Here is a 23,289-nt window from a genome sequence, read left to right as displayed (position 1 = left end):
AATAACAGGAAGGTGATTGGACAATTACAAATTCGTCATCCGAAACGTCATCTTGATTACAGAATTGTAATGTTGCCGCCACCGCGCTGATAGCTGCCGCTCATTAGAGTGCCACGACTCTTTTCATCAGGGCCTGGCGGTACGTTCGGCGTTCTCGTCAGGCTATGCGCCCACGAGGACCCGCAAGTGCCCCGATCCCCCGCCCTTTCCCGAACGATCGCCGCGTTCTGCGCGGTGCTGGCAGCGCCGTTCGCCCTGGCCGACAGCCTCAGCCTGCCCCAGGCCATCGCCAACGCCATGGCCCACAACCCGGACATGGCCGCCGCCCGCCAGGAAATCGGCATCGCCGAAGGCGCGCGACGCCAGGCCGGACTGATCCCCAACCCGGAGCTGTCCTGGGAGGTCGAGGACACCCGGCGCGACACCAGCACCACCACCGTGACCCTCAGCCAGCCGCTGGAGCTGGGCGGCAAGCGCGGCGCGCGGATCGAGGTGGCGCGGGTCGGGCAAAGCCTGGCGCAGATGACCCTGGAACAGCAGGTCAACACACTGCGCGCCGAGGTCGTCCAGGCCTTCCATGGCGCCCTGCGCGCGCAGACCGCGGTGGAGCTGGCGCAGCAGTCCCTCGACCTCACCGAGCGTGGCCTGCGGGTGGTCGAAGGCCGCGTGCGCGCGGGCAAGTCGTCGCCGGTGGAGGCCACCCGGGCCGAGGTGCAACTGGCCGAAGCGCGCCTGCAACTGAGCCGGGCGCGAAGCGAAAAGAGCAATGCCTACCGGCAACTGGCCCAGGTCACCGGCAGCGCCGCCGATGGTGTGGAGCGTCTCGATGCGCCCTCGCTGTCGCCGGGCCTGCCGCCTGCCGAAGCGCTGTTGCTCAACCGCCTGCAGGACACCGCCGAACTGCGCCAGGCAGTGGCCCAGATCGAACAGAACGACGCCGCCCTGGGTTCGGAAAAGGCCCAGCGCATCCCCAACCTCACCGTCAGCCTCGGCAGCCAGTACGACCGCGCCGAGCGCGAGCGGGTCAATGTGGTCGGCCTGTCCCTGCCCCTGCCGCTGTTCGACCGCAACCAGGGCAATGTGCTCGCCGCCGCGCGCCGCTCCGACCAGGCCCGCGACCTGCGCAACGCCGTGGAACTGCGCCTGCGCGGGGAAACCCGCACGGCGCTCAACCAGTGGAACACGGCCATGCAGGAAGTCGCGGCCTATGACGGCACCCTCCTGCCCGCCGCGCGCCAGGCCGTGGACACCGCCACCCGCGGTTTCGAGCGCGGCAAGTTCGGCTTCATCGAAGTGCTGGACGCCCAGCGCACCCTGATCGTCGCCCGCGAGCAATACCTCGCCTCACTGGCCATGGCCAGCGAGGCCCGGGGCCGCGTGGAGCGGATCTTCGGCGACCTCGACGCCCTTACCGCCACCCCTTGAATCCGACAGCCCGTCGCTCTGGAGCAACAATGGACAACACACGCAAGATCGCCCTCGCGGTAGCCGCGCTGGCGGCCATCGGCTTTGCCGCGGCCGCCTGGAATGGCAGCGACGCCGGACATGCCGCCGACGATGGTCACGGCCACGGCAAGGCCGCCACCCGCGCCGCCCAGGATGAACATGGCGAGGACGGCCATGACGAGCAGGACCATGGACAACAAGGCCATGCCGACGAAGAAGGCGAGCATGCCGAGGAAGGCAGCCTGCACCTGAGCGCGCAGCAGATCGCCAGCGCCGGCATCGAGTTGGCGACCGCGGCGCCGCGCGAGCTCGGCAGCGTGGTCAGCTTCCCCGGGGAAATCCGCTTCGACGAGGACCGCACCGCCCACGTCGTACCGCGGGTACCGGGGGTAGTGGAAAGCGTGCACGCCAACCTCGGCGAGTCGGTGAAGAAAGGCCAGTTGCTGGCGGTGATCGCCAGCCAGCAGATTTCCGAGCTGCGCAGCGAACAGCAGGCGGCCCAGCGCCGCGTGGAGCTGGCGCGGGTCACCTTCGAACGGGAAAAACAGCTGTGGCAGGAGAAGATCTCCGCCGAGCAGGACTACCTGGCCGCCCGCCAGGCGCTGCAGGAAGCCGAGATCGGCCTGGGCAACGCCCGGCAGAAAGTCGCCGCCCTCGGCGCCTCGGTCACCGCCGCCGGCGGCAACCGCTACGAACTGCGCGCACCGTTCGACGCGGTGGTGGTGGAAAAGCACCTGGCCCTTGGCGAAGTGGTCAGCGAAGCCAGCAACGCCTTCACCCTCTCCGACCTGTCGCGGGTCTGGGCCACCTTCGCCGTGCCACCACGGGACCTGGACAAGGTCGCCAGCGGTCGCCCGGTGCGCGTGTCGTCGCCGGACCTGAACAGCGAAGTCGACGGCACCATCGGCTACGTCGGCAGCCTGCTCGGCGAACAGAACCGCGCCGCCACCGTCCGCGTCACCCTGACCAACCCCGACGGCGCCTGGCGTCCCGGACTGTTCGTCAGCGTCGCGGTGACCACCCGCAGCGCCCCGGCGGCGGTCACCGTTCCCTATGACGCGGTGCAGACGGTCGAGGAACGTCCCTCGGTGTTCGTGCGCAGCGCCGAGGGCTTCGACACCCGCGCGGTGACCCTGGGCCGGCGCGACGGCGACCACGTGGAAATCCTCGACGGCCTGGCGGCCGGCGCCGTGGTCGCCAGCCGCGGCAGCTTCACCCTCAAGTCCGAGCTGGGCAAGGCCTCCGCCGAGCACAGCCACTGATGCGCTTCCACAGGATGACTCCGCATGTTTGAACGTCTGATTCGCTTCGCCATCGAGCAGCGCATCGTGGTGATGATCGCCGTGCTGCTGATGGCCGGCATCGGCATCTACAGCTACCAGAAGCTGCCGATCGACGCGGTGCCGGACATCACCAATGTCCAGGTGCAGATCAACACCTCCGCCCCCGGCTACTCGCCGCTGGAGACCGAGCAACGCATCACCTTCCCGGTGGAGACCGCCATGGCCGGCCTGCCGGGCCTGCAGCAGACCCGCTCGCTGTCGCGTTCGGGGCTGTCCCAGGTCACGGTGATCTTCGCCGATGGCACCGATATCTTCTTCGCCCGCCAGCAGGTCAACGAGCGCCTGCAGGTGGCCAGGGAGCAGTTGCCCGAGGGCGTCGAGGCGCTGATGGGCCCGGTGTCCACCGGCCTCGGCGAGATCTTCCTGTGGACCGTGGAAGCCGAGGACGGCGCGCGCAAGGCCGACGGCACGCCCTACACCGCCACCGACCTGCGCGAGATCCAGGACTGGATCATCAAGCCGCAACTGCGCAACGTGCCGGGCGTGGCCGAGATCAACACCATCGGCGGGCATGCCAAGCAATACCAGATCGCCCCCGATCCCAAGCGCCTGGCCGCCTACCGGCTGACCCTCAACGACCTGGTCGCCGCCCTTGAAAGCAACAACGCCAACGTCGGCGCCGGCTTCATCGAGCGCAGCGGCGAGCAGTTGCTGATCCGCGCGCCGGGCCAGGTGGGCAGCGTCGAGGACATCGCCAATATCGTCATCTCCAGCGTCGACGGCACGCCGATCCGGGTGAGCAACGTCGCCGAGGTCGGTATCGGCCAGGAACTGCGCTCCGGCGCGGCCACCGAGAACGGCCGTGAAGTGGTGCTGGGCACGGTGTTCATGCTGATCGGCGAGAACAGCCGCAGCGTGTCCCAGGCGGTGGCGGCCAGGCTCGAACAGATCAACCGCACCCTGCCCGAAGGCGTGGTCGCGGTCACGGTGTACGACCGCACCCACCTGGTGGAAAAGGCCATCGCCACGGTGAAGAAGAACCTGGTCGAAGGCGCGATCCTGGTGATCGCCATCCTCTTCCTGTTCCTCGGCAATATCCGCGCCGCGCTGATCACCGCCATGGTGATTCCGCTGTCGATGCTGTTCACCTTCACCGGCATGTTCAACAACAAGGTCAGCGCCAACCTGATGAGCCTCGGCGCCCTGGACTTCGGCATCATCGTCGACGGCGCGGTGGTGATCGTCGAGAACGCCATCCGCCGCCTGGCCCATGCCCAGCACCGCCACGGACGCATGCTCAGCCGCAGCGAACGCTTCCAGGAAGTCTTCGCCGCCGCCCGCGAGGCGCGCCGGCCGCTGATCTTCGGCCAGTTGATCATCATGGTGGTGTACCTGCCGATCTTCGCCCTCACCGGGGTCGAGGGAAAGATGTTCCACCCCATGGCCTTCACCGTGGTCATCGCCCTGCTCGGCGCCATGCTGCTGTCGGTGACCTTCGTCCCCGCGGCCATCGCCATGTTCGTCACCGGCAAGGTCAAGGAAGAGGAAGGCGTGGTCATGCGCAAGGCGCGCCTGGGCTATGCCCCGGTGCTGCGCTGGGTCCTGGAGCACCGCAACGCAGCCTTTGCCGCCGCAGTCGCCGCCGTGGTGCTCAGTGGCGCCCTGGCCAGCCGCATGGGCAGCGAGTTCATCCCCAGCCTCAGCGAAGGCGACCTGGCCCTGCAGGCCCTGCGCGTGCCCGGCACCAGCCTGAGCCAGTCGGTGGACATGCAGCAGCGCCTGGAGAAAGCGGTGATGGAGCAGGTGCCGGAAGTGCAGCGGGTGTTCGCCCGCACCGGCACCGCGGAAATCGCCGCCGACCCGATGCCGCCGAACATCTCCGACGCCTACGTGATGCTCAAGCCCAGGGAACAGTGGCGCGATCCCGGCAAGTCCCGCGAGGCGATCATCGCCGCCGTGCAGCAGGCCGCGGCCAGTGTGCCGGGGAGCAACTACGAGCTGTCGCAGCCGATCCAGCTGCGCTTCAACGAGCTGATCTCCGGGGTGCGCAGCGACGTCGCGGTGAAGGTCTTCGGTGACGACATGGACATCCTCAACCGCACCGCGGCGAAGATCGCCACGGCGCTGCAGGGCGTCCAGGGCGCCTCGGAAGTGAAGGTGGAACAGACCACCGGCCTGCCGGTGCTGACCATCAACATCGACCGGGAGAAGGCCGCGCGCTACGGCCTGAACATCGGCGAAGTGCAGGACGCCGTGGCCATCGCCGTGGGTGGACGCCAGGCCGGCACCCTGTACGAAGGCGACCGCCGTTTCGACATGGTGGTGCGCCTGTCCGAAACCCTGCGGACCGACGTGGCGGGCCTGTCCGAGCTGCTGATCCCGGTGCCGGCCAATGCGGCGCTGGGTGCCGAGCGCATCGGTTTCATCCCGCTGTCGCAGGTCGCCAGCCTCGACCTGCAGCTGGGGCCGAACCAGATCAGCCGCGAGAACGGCAAGCGCCTGGTGGTGGTCAGCGCCAACGTGCGCGGTCGCGACCTGGGCTCCTTCGTCGAGGACGCCAGTGCCACGCTGGCCCGCGACGTGCAGGTTCCGGCGGGCTACTGGACCACCTGGGGCGGCCAGTTCGAGCAGCTGCAATCGGCGGCCAAGCGTCTGCAGGTGGTGGTGCCGGTGGCGTTGCTGCTGGTGATGACCCTGCTGTTCCTGATGTTCAACAACCTCAAGGACGGCCTGCTGGTGTTCACCGGGATCCCCTTCGCCCTCACCGGCGGCGTGCTGGCCCTGTGGCTGCGGGATATTCCGCTGTCGATCTCGGCGGGGGTGGGTTTCATCGCCCTGTCGGGGGTGGCGGTGCTCAACGGGCTGGTGATGATTTCCTTCATTCGCAACTTGCGCGAAGAAGGCGCGAGCCTGTCCAGCGCCGTGACCGAGGGCGCCCTGACCCGCCTGCGGCCGGTGCTGATGACCGCGCTGGTGGCGTCCCTCGGCTTCATCCCGATGGCCCTGGCGACCGGCACCGGTGCCGAAGTGCAGCGGCCGCTGGCGACGGTGGTGATCGGCGGGATCCTCTCGTCCACCGCGCTGACGTTGCTGGTGTTGCCGGCGTTGTACCAGTGGGCGCATCGGCGGGATGAGGAAGAGGTGGAATAAGAACAACGCGGGCCTCATCGCGGGCAACGCCCGCTCCCACAGGTGATGCGGAGCACGCTGACCTTGTGGGAGCGGGCGTTGCCCGCGATGAGGCTCTGACAGAATCGAGTAGGAGGCGGATTCACACCCGCCGTCCTCTCACACCACCGTGCGTACGGTTCCGTACACGGCGGTTCAGGTCATGCGACTAAGCCGGTTGATCGTATCCAGTATCGAGACAAGCCCAAGCCGATCCCATAGTTTCTTCGGCAGCGCCTGATTCACATGCGGCGCACCCGAGTTCCACCATGGGCCTCGGCCATTGAAGGCAGATTTGCAAGCACGCTCTCGACTCAGCCCCAGACGCATCAGGTTGTTGGCCCTCGTAGAGGGTTGCTTCCATTGCCGCCAGATGACACAGCGAAGTTTGTGCCTGATCCACCCGTCCAGCTCTTCTAGTGGACGCCTGCTCTGACTGAGCTTGAAGTAACTCGCCCAGCCCCGTACCACGGGGTTCAGCCGCTCGATGATATAGGACACCTTACGGCCTCGCGCCCCGCGCAGCAGTTCCTTGAGTCGACCGCGCAGGCGGCCAAGGCTCATCGTCGCTACTCTCAGCCTAGGCTGTTGATGCCAGCTCATTCCATAGCCCAAGTAGTCGCATTTCCACGCCCTTGCCACTTGGCTCTTCCCCCTGTTCACCGTCAGTTTCAGGCGTTCTTTCAGGAAGCGCTCGACGCTGGCCAGTACTCGCTCGCCTGCCCGCTGACTACGCACATAGATGTTCGCATCATCGGCATAACGCACGAACCGGTGGCCCCGCCGCTCCAATTCACGGTCAAATTCGTCGAGCAGAATGTTCGACAGCAACGGCGAGAGCGGGCCGCCTTGCGGCGTTCCTTCCTGTCGAGGGCTGACGACACCGCCCGACATGGCCCCGGATTCAAGGTAACGGCGGATAAGCCTGAGCACACATTTGTCTTCGACCCGGCGCTCGATACAGGCCATGAGTATGTCGTGGTTGACCCGATCAAAGAACTTTTCCAGATCAAGCTCCACGCACCAGCGATGACCCGCCTCCACATGGGAGCGGGCCGTCTCGACGGCTTGATGAGCGCTTTTGCCCGGGCGAAAGCCGTAGCTGTAGTCCGAGAACAGCGGGTCAAAGATTGGCGTGAGCTGTTGCTGCAAGGCTTGCTGGATCAGGCGATCCACGACGCTGGGGATACCTAGTTGCCGTGTTCCGCCCTGCGGTTTGGGAATTTCGACCGCCCGCACTGCCTGGGGATGGTATTCACTGGCCAGCAGCCTGGCCTTGAGCGTTGGCCAATACTGTTTCACATAGCCAGCCAAGTCAGCGACCGTCATGCCATCGGCACCCGGCGCCCCCTTGTTGCTGACCACACGCTGATACGCACGCCTGAGGTTGGCCGGTGCAAGCACTCGCGCCATCAACGTGTCCGGCTCCGCGTTCGTCCACGCCACAGACGCCGTCGATGCCTGCGCACTGCCAGCCGTCGCCCTCGGATTCTGTCCGGAACTTGAGGTCACAGTTCTCCCTCGGAGAAATTTCTGCTTTTCGACATTCGACGAGACTCTGGCGCCTACTAGCGGCATAACCTGTTCGGCCCTTGGTGGCGTGGTTGACCGCCACTTACTACGGCTTCGGCTGACTTCTGCACGCTCATCCCGTCGCCTCTCGGCGCTCGGTAGCACAACGGCAAACGTGCAGATCTCCCAGGGTAATTCGCGCGACCTTCCTGCTTATGCCTGTCGGATCTACGTCGCAGCGTTCCGTGCAAGTATCGGGCTTTGAAGATGTTGGCCTTCTCACCCCGCTGCGCCGCCTCTATCCGCTTCCTGTTCGTCAGGCCAGCATTTTGCCTCGGGCTTCCTTCAGATTCGCAGTCGCCCGCGATACCCTTGCCTCCGGCTAACACTTCCCCTTGCCGGGTGTGTAGAGGACTTTCACCTCCAAGTCTCCTGCTTTGGCCACCACAGCCAAGCAGGTTGCGCTAACGCGCAACGCGCCATGCCTGGCGCACCAACAAAAAAGCCCGCATCGCTGCGGGCTTTTTCATGTCTGCTCGACTCAGAAGCGGAACACTTCCAGATCGGTACGGATCGGCGAAGCGATCGGGATCTTCGGTTTCTCCGGCTCCTTGCGCACCTGCACCGGCGCAGCCGGTTTCTTCGGTGGCGCTTCCTCGGCGATCGCCGGCTGGTTGGCCAGCGGCTTCACCGCGCTGCTCAGTTGCTCGGCCAGACGCTGCAGCAACTGGCCCTGGGCCTGTACCTGCGACGCCGAAGTACCGCTGTGGGGCTGTTCGAGGTGGACGATACGGTTGTCACGCACTTGACCGCGACGGTCGAGCAAGCGCCACTGCGCATCGAGAATCGCCGGCTGGTTCGCCCCGGAATCCAGGCGCGTGATCGACAGCAGAACCTGCACGTCCGGGTTGAAACCGGTGCTGGCCGGGGCCAGGACCACGCGCTGGCTGTCCAGGCGCCAGGCCAGCTGACGCACCAGCAGTTGATCGATATCGGCGGACAGGCTGCCCGCCCAGCGACCGTCGGTCGCGGCAGTCAGGCTACCGTCGGTCTGGCGCTGCAGCAGGGTTTCCCGTTGCAGGTAGTCGGCGACCGAAACCGGCCCCAGCACCACCGCCATGCCGGCGCTCTGCTTCGGCTGCCCCGGCTCGCCGCTGTCGAGCTGATAGAGCGCGACCGGCTGGTGCATGCTGCACCCCGCCAGGCCCAGGACGCCCGTCAGCAATAGAACAAATGGAAGGCGCAGAAAAGTCATCATCCCATCCAGGCGGCCACCACACGGCACCGCAGTGATACTCAAGAATTCATTCGCGCGCTCGGCTACGCCGGCGCCGCAAGGGGCCTATCATCCGCGAAAATACGCGCTGACTCCAGTATTTACGCCCGGAACGTGTGGGAAAATACCGTTTCCGGGCGTGTAAAACACCTACTCGGGACTGTCGACCAACAACGCATCGACCCGCTGGAAGCCCCGTGGCAGCTTGTTGCCACGGCGTCCGCGTTCGCCCTTGTAGTGTTCCAGGTCCTCACCCTTGAGTGACAGGGTACGCTTGCCGGCTTGCAATACAAGGGTCGCCCCGTCGGAGAGCACTGCCATATCCGTGACATATTCCTCACGGCTGGCAACCCGATCGCCGGGGATGCCGATGATCTTGTTGCCCTTGCCTTTGCCCAACTGCGGCAGGTCACTGATCTTGAACACCAGCAGGCGACCTTCGGTGGTCACCGCCGCCAGCCAGTTCAGCTCGCGATCGGCCACCGGCCGCGGCGCCAGTACCTTGGCGCCGTTGGGCAGGCTGAGCAGCGCCTTGCCGGCCTTGTTCTTGGCCTGCAGGTCTTCGCCCTTGACCACGAAGCCGTAGCCCGCGTCGGAAGCGATGACATACAGCGCCTCGTCGTCCGGCAGCAGCACGCATTCGAAGGACGCCCCCGGTGGCGGGGTCAGCCGGCCCGTCAGCGGTTCGCCCTGCCCCCGCGCCGACGGCAGGGTGTGCGCCGCCACCGAATAGCTGCGCCCGGTGGAGTCGATGAACACGGCGAACTGGTTGGAACGCCCCGCCGCCGCCACCTTGAAGCCGTCACCGGCCTTGTACGACAGGCCGGTGGCGTCGATGTCATGGCCCTTGGCGCAACGCACCCAGCCTTTTTCCGAAAGCACCACGGTGACCGGCTCGGTCGGCATCAGCTCGTTTTCCGACAGGGCCTTGGCCTCGGCCCGCTCGACGATCGGCGAACGCCGTTCGTCGCCATAGGTTTCCGCGTCCTTGAGCAGTTCAGTGCGCACCAGCTTGCGCAGCTTGGTGTCGCTACCCAGCAGGCCCTGCAGCTTGGCCTGCTCCTTGAGCAGCTCTTCCTGCTCGCCGCGGATCTTCATCTCTTCCAGCCGCGCCAATTGGCGCAGACGGGTCTCGAGGATGTACTCGGCCTGGATCTCGGTCAGCTCGAAACGGGCGATCAGCGCCTGTTTCGGCTGCTCCTCGGTACGGATGATGTGGATCACCTCGTCCAGGTTGAGGAATGCCACCAGCAAACCGTCCAGCAGGTGCAGGCGACGCTCGACCTTGTCGAGGCGGAACTTCAGGCGCCGACGCACGGTGGCGATGCGGAATTCCAGCCACTCCAGCAGCAGCGCACGCAGGTTCTTCAGCTGCGGGCGGCCATCGAGACCGATGATGTTGACGTTGACCCGGTAGCTCGACTCCAGGTCGGTGGTGGCGAACAGGTGCTGCATCAGTTCGTCCAGGTCGACCCGGTTGGAGCGGGCGATGATGACGATGCGGCACGGGTTCTCGTGGTCGGACTCGTCACGCAGGTCGGCGACCATCGGCAGTTTCTTGGCCTGCATCTGCGCGGCGATCTGCTCCAGCACCTTGGCCCCGGAGACCTGGTGCGGCAGCGCGGTGACGACGATATCGCCGTCCTCGATGCGATAGACGGCGCGCATGCGGATCGAGCCGCGGCCGCTTTCGTAGATCTTCTGCAGCTCGGCGCGCGGCGTGATGATTTCTGCTTCGGTCGGATAATCCGGGCCCTGGATATGCTCGCAGAGCTGTTCCACCGTGGCTTTCGGCTCATCCAGCAGGCGCACGCAGGCGCTGGCGACTTCGCGCAGGTTGTGCGGCGGTACGTCGGTGGCCATGCCCACGGCGATACCGGTGGTGCCATTGAGAAGGATATTCGGCAAACGCGCCGGCAACACGGCGGGTTCTTCCAGGGTGCCGTCGAAGTTCGGTACCCAGTCCGCGGTGCCCTGGCCCAGCTCGCTGAGCAGCACTTCGGAGTAGCGCGACAAGCGCGCCTCGGTGTAACGCATGGCGGCGAAGGACTTCGGATCGTCCGGTGCACCCCAGTTGCCCTGGCCATCGACCAGGGTGTAGCGGTAGCTGAACGGCTGCGCCATCAGCACCATGGCTTCGTAGCAGGCCGAATCGCCGTGCGGGTGGAACTTGCCGAGCACGTCACCGACGGTACGCGCCGATTTCTTGTGCTTGGCATCGGCATCCAGGCCCAGTTCGCTCATGGCGTAGACGATACGCCGCTGCACCGGTTTCAGACCGTCGCCGACGTGCGGCAAGGCCCGGTCCATGATCACGTACATGGAATAGTTGAGGTAGGCCTGTTCGGTGAAGTCGGCCAGTGACCGACGCTCTACGCCATCGAGGCTCAGATCAAGGGAGTCGCTCATGCGGGCCTCATCAATTCAAGAGCTGGCGCAGCAGCAAGGTGCCGCCGCGCTGGGTGAATTCAAGTCGTTTCAGGGCACTCATGCCCAGTAATACCTGGTCGCCATCGAGTCCGGGCACGACCAGGGCGCGAACGTCGCGCAGCAGGATATCGCCTAACTGCACGCTGTCCAGACGGGTGCGGTAACCCTCGGTGCGGCCATTGGCGGTGCTCAGGGTCACCGCGGCGCCGCGTTCCAGGCCGAAATCGCGGGCCAGGGACTCGGGAATCGCCACGTCGGTGGCACCGGTGTCGAGCAGGAAATGCACGGCCTGGCCGTTGATCAGGCCATCGGCGACGAAATGCCCCTGGCCATTGGCAGCCAGGCGCACTTCGACGAAGCCGTCGCCGTGCTGCGAGGTGACCTGGCTGTTGGGGTTGACCTGCTTGTCCTCCCACGCGCCAAAAAAGCGCGTGGCGAGAAACAGCCCGGCCGCCCAGGCCAGGACCATGAACACCCGCCCGATGCGCTGGCCCGGGGTCTGGCTCATTTCTTCGCGCTCCAGCCGCCTTTCGGCGCGGCGAAACGCCAGACGATCGGGCGGTCTTCGCCATCGGCGCGGGTGCCGCCGTTATTGTCCAGGCCGATCCAGGCACCTTCGGCGTCGATCACCAGCGCCTCGGCCAGACCGTATGGCTGGCTGTAGCGCCGCGAATCGACCAGCGCCTCGGCGGCGAACGACCAGCAACGCTCGACCTGGCCACTCTGCGCATCGCGCCGACAGATGCGATAGGCGTTGCGTTCCAGGGTGAACAGCTTGCCCTCGAACAGCGCCAGATCAGCGAAATCCCGCGAGACATCGCGGGCATTGGGAAATGGCTCGGGTTGCATCTCGGTGCCGGCTTCGCTGAGCACCACGCAGGCCTCGCCGCAGGTCCAGGTGCTTTGCTTGCGGTTGACCAGCAGCAGGCCGCGACGCTCGCGTTCGGCCGCCAGCCACAGGCGATCGCCGGCCGGACTGATGGCGAGCCCTTCGAACAAGGCATTGAAATGCAGGAGCATGCCGCTGGCCCGGGCCTGGCGAATCATGCTCGGATCGATGCGCAGCCAGCTCGGCTCGCCGTCCAGCGGCACCTGCAGCACCGCGGCATGGGCTTCGCTGACGAGGTAGTGGTTGCCCGCGGCGTCGCAGCTCAAACCCTCGAAATCGAGGTCGCCACCGCGGACCAGGGAGGCCACCCACTGCCGCGAACGCAGGCCCAGCGGCAGTCCGGTGTCCGGTACCGGCGGCACCGCCAACGGCACGCCGATCGCCTGCCAGACATGGCTGGCGGTATCGAGCCGGTAGAGCAGGTCGTCGTCGCGGTCGGAGATGGTCCACAGCACACCGTTGCACTGCGCCAGCCCCGACAGGTTGCCGCCGCGCATGCCCTCGACCGGATGCTCGGAGAGCATGCTCAGTTCCGGCCACGGCTCGGCCATGGCCGGCACCGCGAGCAGCGCCAGCAGTGCCGTCAGCAGCGCACGGATCAAGCCATGACCTCGGCCAGGTTGCCGTTGCTTTCCAGCCAGCTCTTGCGGTCGCCCGCGCGCTTCTTGGCCAGGAGCATGTCCATGATTTCCCGGGTCTGCTCGAAGTCGTCGAGGGTCAGCTGGACCAGGCGCCGGGTGTTCGGGTCCATGGTAGTCTCGCGCAGCTGCGGCGGGTTCATCTCGCCGAGGCCCTTGAATCGGGTGACCTGCGGCTTGCCGCGTTTCTTCTCGGCCACCAGGCGGTCGAGGATGCCGTCGCGCTCGGCCTCGTCGAGGGCGTAGTAGATCTCCTTGCCCAGGTCGATGCGGTACAGCGGCGGCATCGCCACGTAGACGTGGCCGGCCTCCACCAGCGGACGGAAATGCTGGACGAACAGCGCGCAGAGCAAGGTGGCGATGTGCAGGCCGTCGGAGTCGGCGTCGGCGAGGATGCAGATCTTGCCGTAGCGCAGCTGGCTGAGGTCGGCGGCACCCGGATCGACGCCGATGGCCACGGCGATGTTGTGCACTTCCTGGCTGGCGAGGACTTCGCCGCCATCCACTTCCCAGGTGTTGAGGATCTTCCCGCGCAGCGGCAGGATCGCCTGGAACTCCTTGTCCCGCGCCTGCTTGGCGGAACCGCCGGCGGAATCACCCTCGACCAGGAACAGCTCGGCGCGCATCGGGTCCTGCCCCGCGCAATCGGCCAGCTTGCCAGGCAGCGCCGGGCCCTGGGTGACGCGCTTGCGCTCGACCTTCTTGCTCGCCTTGAGACGCCGGCCGGCGTTGCTGATGGCCAGTTCGGCCAGTTGCATGCCCATTTCCGGGTGAGCGTTGAGCCACAGGCTGAAGGCATCCTTGACCACCCCGGAGACGAACGCGGCCGCCTCGCGGGACGACAGGCGTTCCTTGGTCTGCCCGGAGAACTGCGGCTCCTGCATCTTCATCGAGAGAACGAAGCTGATGCGCTCCCAGACGTCTTCCGGGGCCAGCTTGACCCCGCGCGGCAGCAGGTTGCGGAACTCGCAGAACTCGCGCATCGCATCCAGCAGGCCCTGGCGCAGGCCGTTGACGTGGGTGCCGCCCTGGGCGGTGGGGATCAGGTTGACGTAGCTTTCCTGGATCGCATCGCCGCCTTCGGGCAGCCACAGCAGCGCCCAGTCGACGGCTTCCTTGTTACCGGCCAGGCTGCCGCAGAACGGCTCGTCCGGCAGGCGCAGGTATTCGCTGACCGAGTCGACCAGGTAGGAACGCAGGCCGTCCTCGTAATGCCACTCGACCTTCTCGCCGCTGCTCTTGTCCTCGAAGGTCACCAACAGGCCCGGGCACAATACGGCCTTGGCCTTGAGCACGTGCTTGAGGCGGCTGACGGAGAATTTCGCCGAGTCGAAGTACTTCGGATCCGGCGAGAAATACACGCTGGTCCCGGTGTTGCGCTTGCCGACCGTGCCGATGACTTCCAGCTCGCTGGCCTTGAAGCCGTCGGCGAAGGTCATCTGGTATTCGTTGCCGTCGCGCTTGACACGCACCCGGACCTGGGTCGACAGGGCGTTGACCACCGAGATGCCGACCCCGTGCAGACCGCCGGAGAACTGGTAGTTCTTGTTGGAGAACTTGCCGCCGGCATGCAGCTTGGTGAGGATCAGCTCGACCCCGGACACGCCCTCTTCCGGGTGGATGTCCACCGGCATGCCGCGACCGTCGTCGCAGACTTCCAGGGAATGGTCGGCATGGAGGATCACCTGCACCGAACGGGCGTGACCGGCCAGGGCTTCGTCGACGCTGTTGTCGATGACCTCCTGGGCCAGGTGGTTGGGGCGGCTGGTGTCGGTGTACATGCCCGGACGCTTGCGTACCGGGTCAAGGCCCGAGAGGACTTCGATGGCGTCTGCGTTATAGGCGCTAGCGCTGGGATTGGCCATGGGTTCTCGTCGTCATTCGTGGGTGAAAATAAGCAATCAAAATACAGAAAAATCCAGGCTTTGATACGCCTGGGCGTCGATGCCTGCGTAGGCCAGCAGGGCCGGCAGGTGCAGGGCGAAGCCCAGGAAGCTGTGGTCACCACCGGCTTCGATGCGCAAGGCGCAGGCCCGGTAGAAGCGCTCGGCACGGCGGTAATCCAGGGTTTCGTCGCCCGTCTGCAGCCACACCTGATAGCGCGCGGGGTCGTTGGGCGCCGGCACTTCCAGTTCGGCCAGGGCATCGACATGGTCGCGGGTCAGCTCCCAGGTTTCGCCGGTGTAGTGGTTGGTCTGGGTGCCCAGGTAGCCGTCGAACAGCTGGTGTGGATTGACCGCCGGGTTGATCAGCAGCGCCTTCAGCCCGTGGCGCTCGGCCAGATGAGTCGCATAGTAGCCGCCGAGGGAACTGCCGACCAGCAAGGGCCGGCCCAGCTCGGCGATATCGGCCTCCAGCTGGGCGATGGCCTGGCGCGGATGATGGTGCAGGGCCGGGACACGCAACTGGCCGGCCAGGCCGATGCGCTCCATGACGGCCTGCAGCTGGCTGGCCTTCATCGAGCTTGGCGCGCTGTTCAAACCATGGATGTAAAGGATCGAGCCCGACATTATCGCCCCCGGATGTCCGTGAACCGCCCACGATGGGCAGGCGCAAAAGCGCGCAGTTTAGCCTGATAACCGGGAAATGCTTCAGCTTTAGAGTTTGCCTGATACTTCAGTAGCCGTTTCCGTAGTCCACGCTGAAGGCAAAATCGCTCAAGCGCGAGACCCCGGTCTCCAGGCGGCCGTCGTCGTGCAGCGCCAGCCAGCGATAGCCGGGCGGCAGTTGGTCGTCGACCTTGAAGTCTTCGCTGCGCGGGGCGAACTGGATGCAGGTCGAGGGCGAGGCGAGCAGGCGCCGGCCGTCCAGTTGCTGGTCCCATTCCTGGTGGATATGCCCCCAGAGCAAGGCTCGCGCTTGTGGATATGGCTTGAGCGTCGCGAACAGCGCTTCGGGGTTGCGCAGGCCGATGGGCGCCATCCAGGCACAGTCGATGGAAACCGGCTGGTGATGGAAGCACACCAGGCAATGCCGTCCGTCGGCGCTGCGCAGCGCCTGATCGAGCAAGTGCAACTGGTCGGCTTCGAGACGCCCGGGCACGCTGCCGGGAATCGACGAATCGAGCATGATCACCCGCCAGTTGCCGATATCGGTGACCGGCTCCAGCAGATCGCTGCCCGCCGCGACACGCTCCATCGGCAGCGGCTCGTCATGATTGCCGGCCAGCCAGCGTGCCGGCGCGCCGAACACTGCGGTCATTTCGCGGAAATGCTGGTAGGAAGCCTCCGAACCGTCCTGGGACAGATCGCCAGTGGCCAGCAGCAGGTCGACCTGCGGCTGCTCGGCGAGCACCAGGTCGATCACCCGTTGCAGGCTGTCACGGGTATTCATGCCCAGCAGCGAACCCTCGCCATCGGCGAACAGATGACTGTCTGAAAGCTGCACCAGACGAACCGGGGCACTGGATGAGGGGATTGCTTGCAGCAAGGGGCCGTCTCCTTGTGGGAATCCTGCACGATTATGGTGGGGAAGAATCGGAGGATCAAACCGGCACCACGACCGCCGTCACATTTCAGCGAACCACTTCCAGTTCGTGACCACAGGCCAGGCAATGGCTCAGCCATTCGCCGAGGAACAGATTGAGCTGGGCCTTCTCGTCCGGCTGGTGCATCGCCGCGTTGGGATAGGGATAGATGCTGCGCAGGCGGCGGGCGTGCTCGGCACTGACCACTTCGGCCATGCGCGCGTCGTGATAGACCTGCACCTCCAGTTGCGGCACCGGCAGCCACGGCAGGCTGTGCTCCTGGCGCACGCGCAGGGTGGTGGTGTACGGGCAGGCGAGGACCACTTCCAGCGCCAGCACGCCAAGCATCTGATCGCCCTGGGTCATGCCGATGCGCCGCGAACTGGTGGCGTTGCGCATGTCCGGCAGCAGGCGCATCAGGCGCGCGTAGTTGGCCTCGCAGGCAGCCTGCAAGCCGACCAGATCGACCCGATATCGCTCGCGTAGAAGATTCACGACCACAGCCCCCTGACTTCATCGCGGTTCAAGGCCAGCCATTGCAGGGCGATGATCGACGCCGCATTGGCTATCTGCCCGTCGCGCACGGCCTGCAGGGCGTCCTCGAATGCCCAGACCCGCACGCGGATGTCTTCGCCCTCTTCCTCCAGGCCATGCAGCCCGCCAGCCCCCACGCTGCTGCAACGCCCGAGATACAGATGGACCCACTCGTCGCTGCCGCCGGGAGACGGAAAATACCGGGTCATCGGCCACAGCGCGGAGAAGGTCAGTCCAGCTTCCTCCTGCGCCTCGCGGTGCGCAACTTCTTCCGGCGCTTCGTCCTTGTCGATCAGACCGGCGACCAGTTCCACCAGCCACGGGTTGGCGACCTTGTCCAGGGCGCCGACGCGGAACTGCTCGATCAACACCACTTCGTCGCGCTGCGGATCGTAGGGCAGGACGCAGACGGCGTCGTGACGGACGAACAGTTCGCGGCTGATCTGGCGACCCATGCCGCCGGCGAACAGCTCGTGGCGCAGATGTACCCGGTCGAGCCGGTAGAAGCCCTGGAAACAGGTCTCGCGGCGGACGATATCGACGGCGGCGGGAACGGTGTTCAACTTGTCTGTCATGGAAATCCTCGATACCTCACTTGCAGCTTCGCGCAATCCTACCCCGCGTACCCTCGGCTTTCACCCTCTTTAAAGTCAACCCGAGGGCTGCGAGGATAGGCACCGCCCGTCTATTCAAGCTTAGTGGCGAACCGAAGGCCGTGCCGACGGTCCAAGGCCGATCACCGATGTTGCAGAAGGATCATCATGACACTTGTCAAACTGACTACCGTGGCTGTCCTGGCCCTTGTCCTGGGGGCGTGCCAGAGCGTTTTCCAGCCCAACCTGCGCAAGCCGCTGGAGGTCAAGCGCGAGGCCTGGGAGCACATCAAGCCCGGTTGCAGCGCCAGCGACTGCCCGCTGGTGAACATCGACACCCTGCACTTCCCGGCCCAGCCGCAACTCGACGGCATCATCGAGCGCAGCCTGCTGCAACTGACCCGCGACAGCCAGGACGCGCCGCTGCCGGCATCGCTCAAGGCCTACGAGGAGAGCTTCCTGCGCTCGGCCGAAAGCCGCCACAGCACCTACCTGCAAGCCAAGGTACGCGAGCAGCATGACGGACTGGTGATCGTCGAACTGTCCAGTTATCGGGATACCGGCGGTGCCCATGGCATGCCGGGACGCGCCTTCATCAACTGGTCGCGACAGCAGGAGAAGGTCCTGACCCTGCAGGACATGCTGGTGCCGGGCCAGGAAGAGACCTTCTGGAAGACCGTGGAGGAGGCCCACCGCGGCTGGCAGATCGCCAATAACCTGGATCAGGACAAGGAGTTCGTGAAGAACTGGCCGTTCCAGAAGACCTCGAACATCGCCCTGACCTACGGCGCGGTAGTGCTCAAGTACGACGTGTACAGCATCGCCCCTTACGCCATGGGCCACGTAGAACTGAAGATCCCCTACCCGCGCCTGAACGGCGTGATCAGGCCGGAACTGTTTCCCGGCCGCGGCTGAAGCCCAGAACCGCGTGCAGCAGCCCTGCCAGCAGCAATGCCGGCAGGGTCGCGCCGACATCCGGGGCGTAGTTGGCCAGCAGGTGATAGGTGACCACGCCACCCGCCCAGGCCAGCACCGCACCGATGTGCAGTGAGGTGACCCGCGCCGGCAAGCGACGAGCGCGCAGCACGAAGTGATCCACCAGCACCACGCCGAACAGCGGCGCGAACACCGAGCCGATCAGCAGCAGGAAGTTCTGGTACTGCGCCAGTGGCGCGAAGCAGGCGATCAGGGTGCAGACCACACCGATCGCCAGGGCCAGGTGCTCCACCTTCAGGCGCAGCAGCAGACCGCTGGACACCGCCGCCGAGTGGATGTCGGCGAAGGCGTTTTCCGATTCGTCGAGCAGGATCAGCAGCAGCGGAATGCCCAGCCCGGCGCCCGCCAGGGCCAGCAGCAGGGCATTGACCTCGCCGCTCGGCGCGAAGGCTAGGGTGTAGGCCACGCCCAGGCTCATCAACCAGAAGTTGCCGATGAAGAAGCCCAGCGCGGTACCGCCGAACACGCGGCTGGCGCGCTGGCCGAAACGCGAGTAGTCGGCGATCAGCGGCAGCCACGACAGCGGCATGGCAATGGCGATGTCGAAGCCCACCGCCAGCGACATCGAACCGTCGCCGGCGCGCGCCCACAGCGCCGCCAGATCGGCCTTGGCGAACAGGTTCCAGGTCAGCCACAGGCAGGCGCCGAGCAGCAACCAGATGCCCCACTTGCGCAGGACGCGACGCACGAAGGTGAGTGGCCCGCTGACGGCCAGCAGGGTCGCCAGGCCGCCGAAGAACAGGGTCCACAGCAGCGGACTGTTCCATGCGCTGGTCTCGCCGAACGCCTGCGCGCCGAGCAGGCTGGCAGCATCGCGCATGACGATGATCTCGAACGAGCCCCAGCCGATCAGTTGCAGCAGGTTCAACACCGCCGGCAGCGCCGCGCCGTGCTTGCCCAGGCTCAGGCGCAGGGCGGCCATGGCCGAGAGACCGGTGTCGCTGCCGATCACCCCCACCGCAGCCAGCAACAGCACCCCGACCAGGGTTCCCATGGCGATCGCCAGGATCGACCCGGCCAGGCCCAGGCCCGGCGCGAGCAAGGCGCCGGTCTGCAGGACCATCAGGCCGATGCCAAGCGAGAACCACAGGGAGAACAGGTCACGGGCACCGAAGATGCGCTGGTGACCGGGGACAGGGGAATCGGGGGAGTAGTGGCTGGGTAGGGACACGACAGTGGTCTCGGCAGGATTTTTGTAGGTTGGGAGATGCCGGGACCGCTTTGCGGTCCTTCGCAGGCAAGCCAGCTCCTACAGAGGGACGCAATGTTCCTGTAGGAGCTGGCTTGCCTGCGAAGGGCCGCAAAGCGGCCCCCTTTACATCACACTTTCTTGTACAACTGGCTGCCTTCCTGGCGGAACCGCTCGGCCTGCTCGCGCATGCCGTCCTCGACCGCCACGTCCACTACGTCGATGCGCTGGTTGGCGGCGTATTCACGCACTTCCTGGGTGATCTTCATCGAGCAGAACTTCGGCCCGCACATCGAGCAGAAATGCGCGACCTTGGCCGAGTCCTTCGGCAGGGTCTCATCATGGAACGAACGCGCGGTGTCCGGATCCAGGCCCAGGTTGAACTGGTCTTCCCAGCGGAACTCGAAGCGCGCCTTGCTCAGGGCATTGTCGCGGATCTGCGCGCCCGGGTGCCCCTTGGCCAGATCGGCGGCATGGGCGGCGATCTTGTAGGTGATGATCCCGGTCTTGACGTCATCCTTGTTCGGCAGGCCGAGGTGCTCCTTCGGCGTGACGTAGCAGAGCATGGCGCAGCCGAACCAGCCGATCATCGCCGCACCGATGCCCGAGGTGATGTGGTCGTAACCCGGGGCGATGTCGGTGGTCAGCGGGCCGAGGGTGTAGAACGGCGCCTCGTCGCAGCATTCCAGCTGCTTGTCCATGTTCTCCTTGATCAACTGCATCGGCACGTGGCCCGGGCCTTCGATCATGCACTGCACGTCATGCTTCCAGGCGATCTTGGTCAGCTCGCCGAGGGTTTCCAGCTCGCCGAACTGCGCTTCGTCGTTGGCGTCGGCGATGGAGCCCGGACGCAGGCCGTCACCCAGCGAGAAGCTGACGTCGTAGGCCTTCATGATTTCGCAGATTTCGTCGAAATGGGTGTAGAGGAAGTTCTCTTTGTGATGCGCCAGGCACCACTTGGCCATGATCGAACCACCGCGGCTGACGATACCGGTGACCCGCTTGGCGGTCAGCGGCACGTAGCGCAGCAGCACGCCGGCGTGGATGGTGAAGTAGTCCACGCCCTGCTCGGCCTGTTCGATCAGGGTGTCGCGGAACAGCTCCCAGGTCAGGTCCTCGGCCACGCCGTTGACCTTCTCCAGCGCCTGGTAGATCGGCACGGTACCGATCGGCACCGGCGAGTTGCGGATGATCCACTCGCGGGTTTCATGGATGTGCTTGCCGGTGGACAGGTCCATGACCGTGTCCGAACCCCAGCGGATGCCCCAGGTCAGCTTAGCCACTTCTTCTTCGATGGACGAACCGAGGGCGCTGTTGCCGATGTTGCCGTTGATCTTCACCAGGAAGTTGCGGCCGATGATCATCGGCTCCAGCTCCACGTGGTTGATGTTGGCCGGAATGATGGCGCGGCCGCGGGCGATTTCCTCGCGGACGAATTCCGCGGTGATTTCCTTCGGAATGCTCGCGCCGAAGCTGTGGCCGGCGTGCTGCTGATCGAGCAGGCCGGCGGCGCGGGCTTCCTGGAGCTTCATGTTTTCGCGGATGGCGACGTATTCCATCTCGGCGGTGATGATGCCCTGACGCGCGTAGTGCATCTGGCTGACGTTGGCGCCGGCCTTGGCCCGGCGCGGGTTGCGCACGTGGGCGAAGCGCAGCTTGGTCAGTTCGGCATCGTTCAGGCGCTGCTGGCCGAAGTCGGACGACAGGCCGGCGAGGCGTTCGGTGTCGCCGCGGTCGTCGATCCAGGCCGAACGCACGTCGCCCAGGCCCTTGCGCACGTCGATGACGACATCGGGGTCGGTGTACGGGCCGGACGTGTCATAGACCAGCACCGGGGCGTTGGCCTCGCCACCGAAGTCGGTGGGGGTATCGTCGAGGCTGATTTCCCGCATCGGCACGCGGATGTCGGGGCGCGAACCCTCGACGTAGACCTTGCGCGAACGGGTGAACGGTTGCACGGACTGCTGGTCGACCTGGGCGGACTCGCTCAGGTTGGACGGGTATTTTTCTTGTTTGCTCATCACAGGCTCTCCAGACGGGTTGGATGTCGGAGTGAACCTGATGGGGGCACGGACGCACCGTGGGCGGTGCTGTGCTGGAATGCGGGGTGTCTGGCGGCTGTGAAGCTGACTCGACATTCCCGGACCCGGCACAAGAGGGCTCGCGGGAAGCGAGCAATCTTGTTCCCTACGCAGGCGCTAACCTGATCAGGTTCAACGGGATCCGGAATTTTCCGATCTCAGCCTCAACACAAGGCACCCCGACAAGAACGTGCGCAGTCTAGACCGGAGTGACAATAAACGCCAACAGTCCAAGCACAAGCATGACAAATGGCGCAAATGTCAGATTGTTGCAAAATGCCTGTGGAACTACACTCGCAAGGCTGGATTTACCCTCTTCGTTCAAGGATCGCCCTATGCTGCGCAAACTTTCACTGGCGCTCGCCGTGTCTTGTGCTTCCAACGGATTGGCCTGGGCCGCAGACCCGTCGCTGTCGAACCGCACCGATCTGGTCAGCGTCTATCAGGAGGCGGTGAACAACAACGCCGACCTCGCCGCCGCCCGCGCCGACTACGGCGCCCGCCGCGAAGTGGTGCCCCAGGCCCGCGCCGGCCTGCTGCCGAACCTGTCGGCCGGGGCCGAGATGCTGAGCACCCGGACCAGCATCGACCAGCCCTCGGTAACCTCCAACCGCAGCGGCAACACCTGGCAGGCAACTCTGTCGCAGCCGATCTTCCGTGCCGACCGCTGGTTCCAGCTGCAGGCCGCCGAGGCGGTCAACGAGCAGGCGGCGCTGGAACTGTCGGCCACCGAGCAGAACCTGATCCTGCAGAGTGCGGAGAATTACTTCGCGGTATTGCGCGCCCAGGACAACCTGGCCTCGACCAAGGCCGAGGAAGCGGCGTTCAAGCGCCAGCTCGATCAATCCAACGAACGTTTCGACGTCGGCCTCTCCGACAAGACCGACGTGCTCCAGTCCCAGGCCAGCTACGACACCGCGCGGGCCAACCGGATCATCGCCGAACGCCGCGTGCAGGACGCTTTCCAGGCCCTGGTGACGCTGACCAACCGCGACTACAACTCGCTGCAGGGCGTCGTCCACAGCCTGCCGGTGCAAGTGCCGGCACCGAATGACGCCAAGGCCTGGGTCGACACCGCGACCCAGCAGAACCTCAACCTGCTGGCCACCAACCATGCCGTCCAGGCCGCCGAGGAAACCCTGCGCCAGCGCAAGGCCGGGCACGCGCCGACGGTGGATGCGGTGGCGCGCTACCAGCGCGGCGACAACGACAACTTCGGCCTGACCAACCCCAACCAGTTGCCCCAGGCCTACGGCGGCCCGGTCGAGCAGACCAGCATCGGTCTGCAATTGAACATTCCGCTGTACAGCGGCGGCCTGACCAGCTCGCAGGTGCGCGAGGCCTACCAGCGTCTGAGCCAGACCGAGCAGCAGCGCGAGAGCCTGCGCCGCCAGGTGGTGGAGAACACCCGCAACCTGCACCGCGCGGTGAACACCGACGTGGAACAGGTACAGGCGCGCAAGCAGTCGATCATCTCCAACCAGAGCGCGCTGGAGGCCACGGAAATCGGCTATCAGGTGGGAACGCGCAATATCGTCGACGTGCTGGATGCGCAGCGCCAGCTGTACACCTCGGTGCGCGACTACAACAACACCCGCTACGACTACATTCTCGACAACCTGCGCCTCAAGCAGGCGGCGGGGACGCTGAGCCCGCAGGACCTGCAGGACCTGGGCCGCTGGCTGAAACCGGACTACAACCCGGACAAGGACTTCCTGCCACCGGACCTGGCGGCGGCGGCCAAGGCCAATTTCGAGGCCCGGCCTTAAGGGCCTCGCTCCCACAAGG

At 65.6% G+C, this 23,289-nt stretch carries 17 protein-coding genes and 1 riboswitch; of the genes, 5 read left to right on the top strand and 12 right to left on the bottom strand.

Annotation, left to right across the window (positions count from 1 at the left end; translation table 11 throughout):
* Positions 1–186 precede the first annotated feature (186 nt).
* The 3 genes from RTI28_RS14465 to RTI28_RS14455 are packed head-to-tail and all read left to right on the top strand — an operon-like array spanning position 187 to position 5,879.
* A complete protein-coding gene (locus RTI28_RS14465) occupies positions 187–1,425 on the top strand; it encodes a TolC family protein (protein ID WP_410478988.1) in 1,239 nt (412 codons plus the stop codon).
* Between the two features lie 29 nt (positions 1,426–1,454).
* Positions 1,455–2,708, top strand: a complete 1,254-nt coding sequence (locus RTI28_RS14460) for an efflux RND transporter periplasmic adaptor subunit (protein ID WP_316921059.1) — start codon at positions 1,455–1,457, stop codon at positions 2,706–2,708.
* A 24-nt stretch (positions 2,709–2,732) separates the two neighbouring features.
* Positions 2,733–5,879: a CusA/CzcA family heavy metal efflux RND transporter gene (locus RTI28_RS14455; RefSeq protein ID WP_316921058.1), complete on the top strand. Its 3,147-nt coding sequence runs from the start codon at positions 2,733–2,735 to the stop codon at positions 5,877–5,879.
* 174 nt (positions 5,880–6,053) lie between these two features.
* On the opposite strand, the gene ltrA is transcribed toward RTI28_RS14455, so the two are convergent.
* The 10 genes from ltrA to RTI28_RS14405 all read right to left on the bottom strand — a co-directional run bounded on the left by ltrA (position 6,054) and on the right by RTI28_RS14405 (position 17,217).
* Complete coding sequence (gene ltrA, locus RTI28_RS14450) at positions 6,054–7,475, bottom strand: group II intron reverse transcriptase/maturase (protein ID WP_316921057.1); 1,422 nt, start codon at positions 7,473–7,475, stop codon at positions 6,054–6,056.
* Positions 7,476–7,950: 475 nt separating this feature from the next.
* A complete protein-coding gene (locus RTI28_RS14445) occupies positions 7,951–8,664 on the bottom strand; it encodes a PqiC family protein (RefSeq protein WP_316921056.1) in 714 nt (237 codons plus the stop codon).
* 171 nt (positions 8,665–8,835) lie between these two features.
* Complete coding sequence (gene parC / locus RTI28_RS14440; RefSeq protein ID WP_316921055.1) at positions 8,836–11,094, bottom strand: DNA topoisomerase IV subunit A; 2,259 nt, start codon at positions 11,092–11,094, stop codon at positions 8,836–8,838.
* 10 nt (positions 11,095–11,104) lie between these two features.
* On the bottom strand, positions 11,105–11,623 hold the full coding sequence (locus RTI28_RS14435; protein ID WP_316921054.1) for a TIGR02281 family clan AA aspartic protease: 519 nt from the start codon (positions 11,621–11,623) through the stop codon (positions 11,105–11,107).
* Positions 11,620–12,606, bottom strand: coding sequence for an esterase-like activity of phytase family protein (locus RTI28_RS14430; protein WP_316921053.1), 987 nt, complete (start codon positions 12,604–12,606; stop codon positions 11,620–11,622). The genes RTI28_RS14435 and RTI28_RS14430 overlap by 4 nt, the downstream gene beginning before the upstream one ends.
* Positions 12,603–14,507, bottom strand: a complete 1,905-nt coding sequence (gene parE, locus RTI28_RS14425) for a DNA topoisomerase IV subunit B (protein ID WP_316921052.1) — start codon at positions 14,505–14,507, stop codon at positions 12,603–12,605. The genes RTI28_RS14430 and parE overlap by 4 nt, the downstream gene beginning before the upstream one ends.
* A 36-nt stretch (positions 14,508–14,543) precedes the next feature.
* Positions 14,544–15,152 (bottom strand): YqiA/YcfP family alpha/beta fold hydrolase, encoded by a 609-nt coding sequence (locus tag RTI28_RS14420; protein ID WP_316921051.1) that lies wholly within the window; start codon positions 15,150–15,152, stop codon positions 14,544–14,546.
* Positions 15,153–15,258: 106 nt separating this feature from the next.
* Positions 15,259–16,059, bottom strand: a complete 801-nt coding sequence (cpdA, locus tag RTI28_RS14415) for a 3',5'-cyclic-AMP phosphodiesterase (RefSeq protein WP_410478991.1) — start codon at positions 16,057–16,059, stop codon at positions 15,259–15,261.
* A 97-nt stretch (positions 16,060–16,156) separates the two neighbouring features.
* A complete protein-coding gene (locus RTI28_RS14410; protein ID WP_316921049.1) occupies positions 16,157–16,609 on the bottom strand; it encodes a DUF1249 domain-containing protein in 453 nt (150 codons plus the stop codon).
* Positions 16,600–17,217 (bottom strand): NUDIX domain-containing protein, encoded by a 618-nt coding sequence (locus RTI28_RS14405; RefSeq protein WP_316921048.1) that lies wholly within the window; start codon positions 17,215–17,217, stop codon positions 16,600–16,602. The genes RTI28_RS14410 and RTI28_RS14405 overlap by 10 nt, the downstream gene beginning before the upstream one ends.
* A 186-nt stretch (positions 17,218–17,403) precedes the next feature.
* On the opposite strand from RTI28_RS14405, the gene RTI28_RS14400 reads away from it, so the two are divergent.
* Positions 17,404–18,150, top strand: a complete 747-nt coding sequence (locus tag RTI28_RS14400; protein ID WP_316921047.1) for an RsiV family protein — start codon at positions 17,404–17,406, stop codon at positions 18,148–18,150.
* Here RTI28_RS14400 and cytX read toward each other — a convergent pair.
* The gene (gene cytX / locus RTI28_RS14395) at positions 18,119–19,402 is read right to left on the bottom strand and encodes a putative hydroxymethylpyrimidine transporter CytX (RefSeq protein ID WP_316921046.1); all 1,284 of its coding nucleotides are present in this window, start codon (positions 19,400–19,402) and stop codon (positions 18,119–18,121) included. The two genes, RTI28_RS14400 and cytX, sit on opposite strands and share 32 nt — an antisense overlap.
* Before the next feature lie 149 nt (positions 19,403–19,551).
* Positions 19,552–21,441, bottom strand: coding sequence for a phosphomethylpyrimidine synthase ThiC (gene thiC, locus RTI28_RS14390; protein WP_316921045.1), 1,890 nt, complete (start codon positions 21,439–21,441; stop codon positions 19,552–19,554).
* A gap of 146 nt (positions 21,442–21,587) precedes the next feature.
* Positions 21,588–21,693, bottom strand: a riboswitch (TPP riboswitch).
* Between the two features lie 143 nt (positions 21,694–21,836).
* On the opposite strand from thiC, the gene RTI28_RS14385 reads away from it, so the two are divergent.
* Positions 21,837–23,270, top strand: coding sequence for a TolC family outer membrane protein (locus RTI28_RS14385; protein ID WP_042120338.1), 1,434 nt, complete (start codon positions 21,837–21,839; stop codon positions 23,268–23,270).
* Positions 23,271–23,289: the final 19 nt, after the last annotated feature.

Source organism: Pseudomonas sp. zfem002 (assembly GCF_032621685.1).
GTDB classification, from domain to species: Bacteria; Pseudomonadota; Gammaproteobacteria; order Pseudomonadales; family Pseudomonadaceae; genus Aquipseudomonas; species Aquipseudomonas japonica.
Note: the sequence above shows the minus strand (reverse complement) of the source record. Positions and strands in the feature narration are given on the sequence as shown.

Bases quoted from the DNA above. Each gene is read 5' to 3' on its own strand.
- RTI28_RS14460 (WP_316921059.1), top strand. From the start codon at position 1,455: ATGGACAACACACGCAAGATCGCCCTCGCGGTAGCCGCGCTGGCGGCC.
- RTI28_RS14455 (WP_316921058.1), top strand. From the start codon at position 2,733: ATGTTTGAACGTCTGATTCGCTTCGCCATCGAGCAGCGCATCGTGGTG.
- ltrA (WP_316921057.1), bottom strand. From the start codon at position 7,475: ATGCCGCTAGTAGGCGCCAGAGTCTCGTCGAATGTCGAAAAGCAGAAA.
- RTI28_RS14445 (WP_316921056.1), bottom strand. From the start codon at position 8,664: ATGACTTTTCTGCGCCTTCCATTTGTTCTATTGCTGACGGGCGTCCTG.
- parC (WP_316921055.1), bottom strand. From the start codon at position 11,094: ATGAGCGACTCCCTTGATCTGAGCCTCGATGGCGTAGAGCGTCGGTCA.
- RTI28_RS14435 (WP_316921054.1), bottom strand. From the start codon at position 11,623: ATGAGCCAGACCCCGGGCCAGCGCATCGGGCGGGTGTTCATGGTCCTG.
- parE (WP_316921052.1), bottom strand. From the start codon at position 14,507: ATGGCCAATCCCAGCGCTAGCGCCTATAACGCAGACGCCATCGAAGTC.
- RTI28_RS14420 (WP_316921051.1), bottom strand. From the start codon at position 15,152: ATGTCGGGCTCGATCCTTTACATCCATGGTTTGAACAGCGCGCCAAGC.
- RTI28_RS14405 (WP_316921048.1), bottom strand. From the start codon at position 17,217: ATGACAGACAAGTTGAACACCGTTCCCGCCGCCGTCGATATCGTCCGC.
- RTI28_RS14400 (WP_316921047.1), top strand. From the start codon at position 17,404: ATGACACTTGTCAAACTGACTACCGTGGCTGTCCTGGCCCTTGTCCTG.
- thiC (WP_316921045.1), bottom strand. From the start codon at position 21,441: ATGAGCAAACAAGAAAAATACCCGTCCAACCTGAGCGAGTCCGCCCAG.
- RTI28_RS14385 (WP_042120338.1), top strand. From the start codon at position 21,837: ATGCTGCGCAAACTTTCACTGGCGCTCGCCGTGTCTTGTGCTTCCAAC.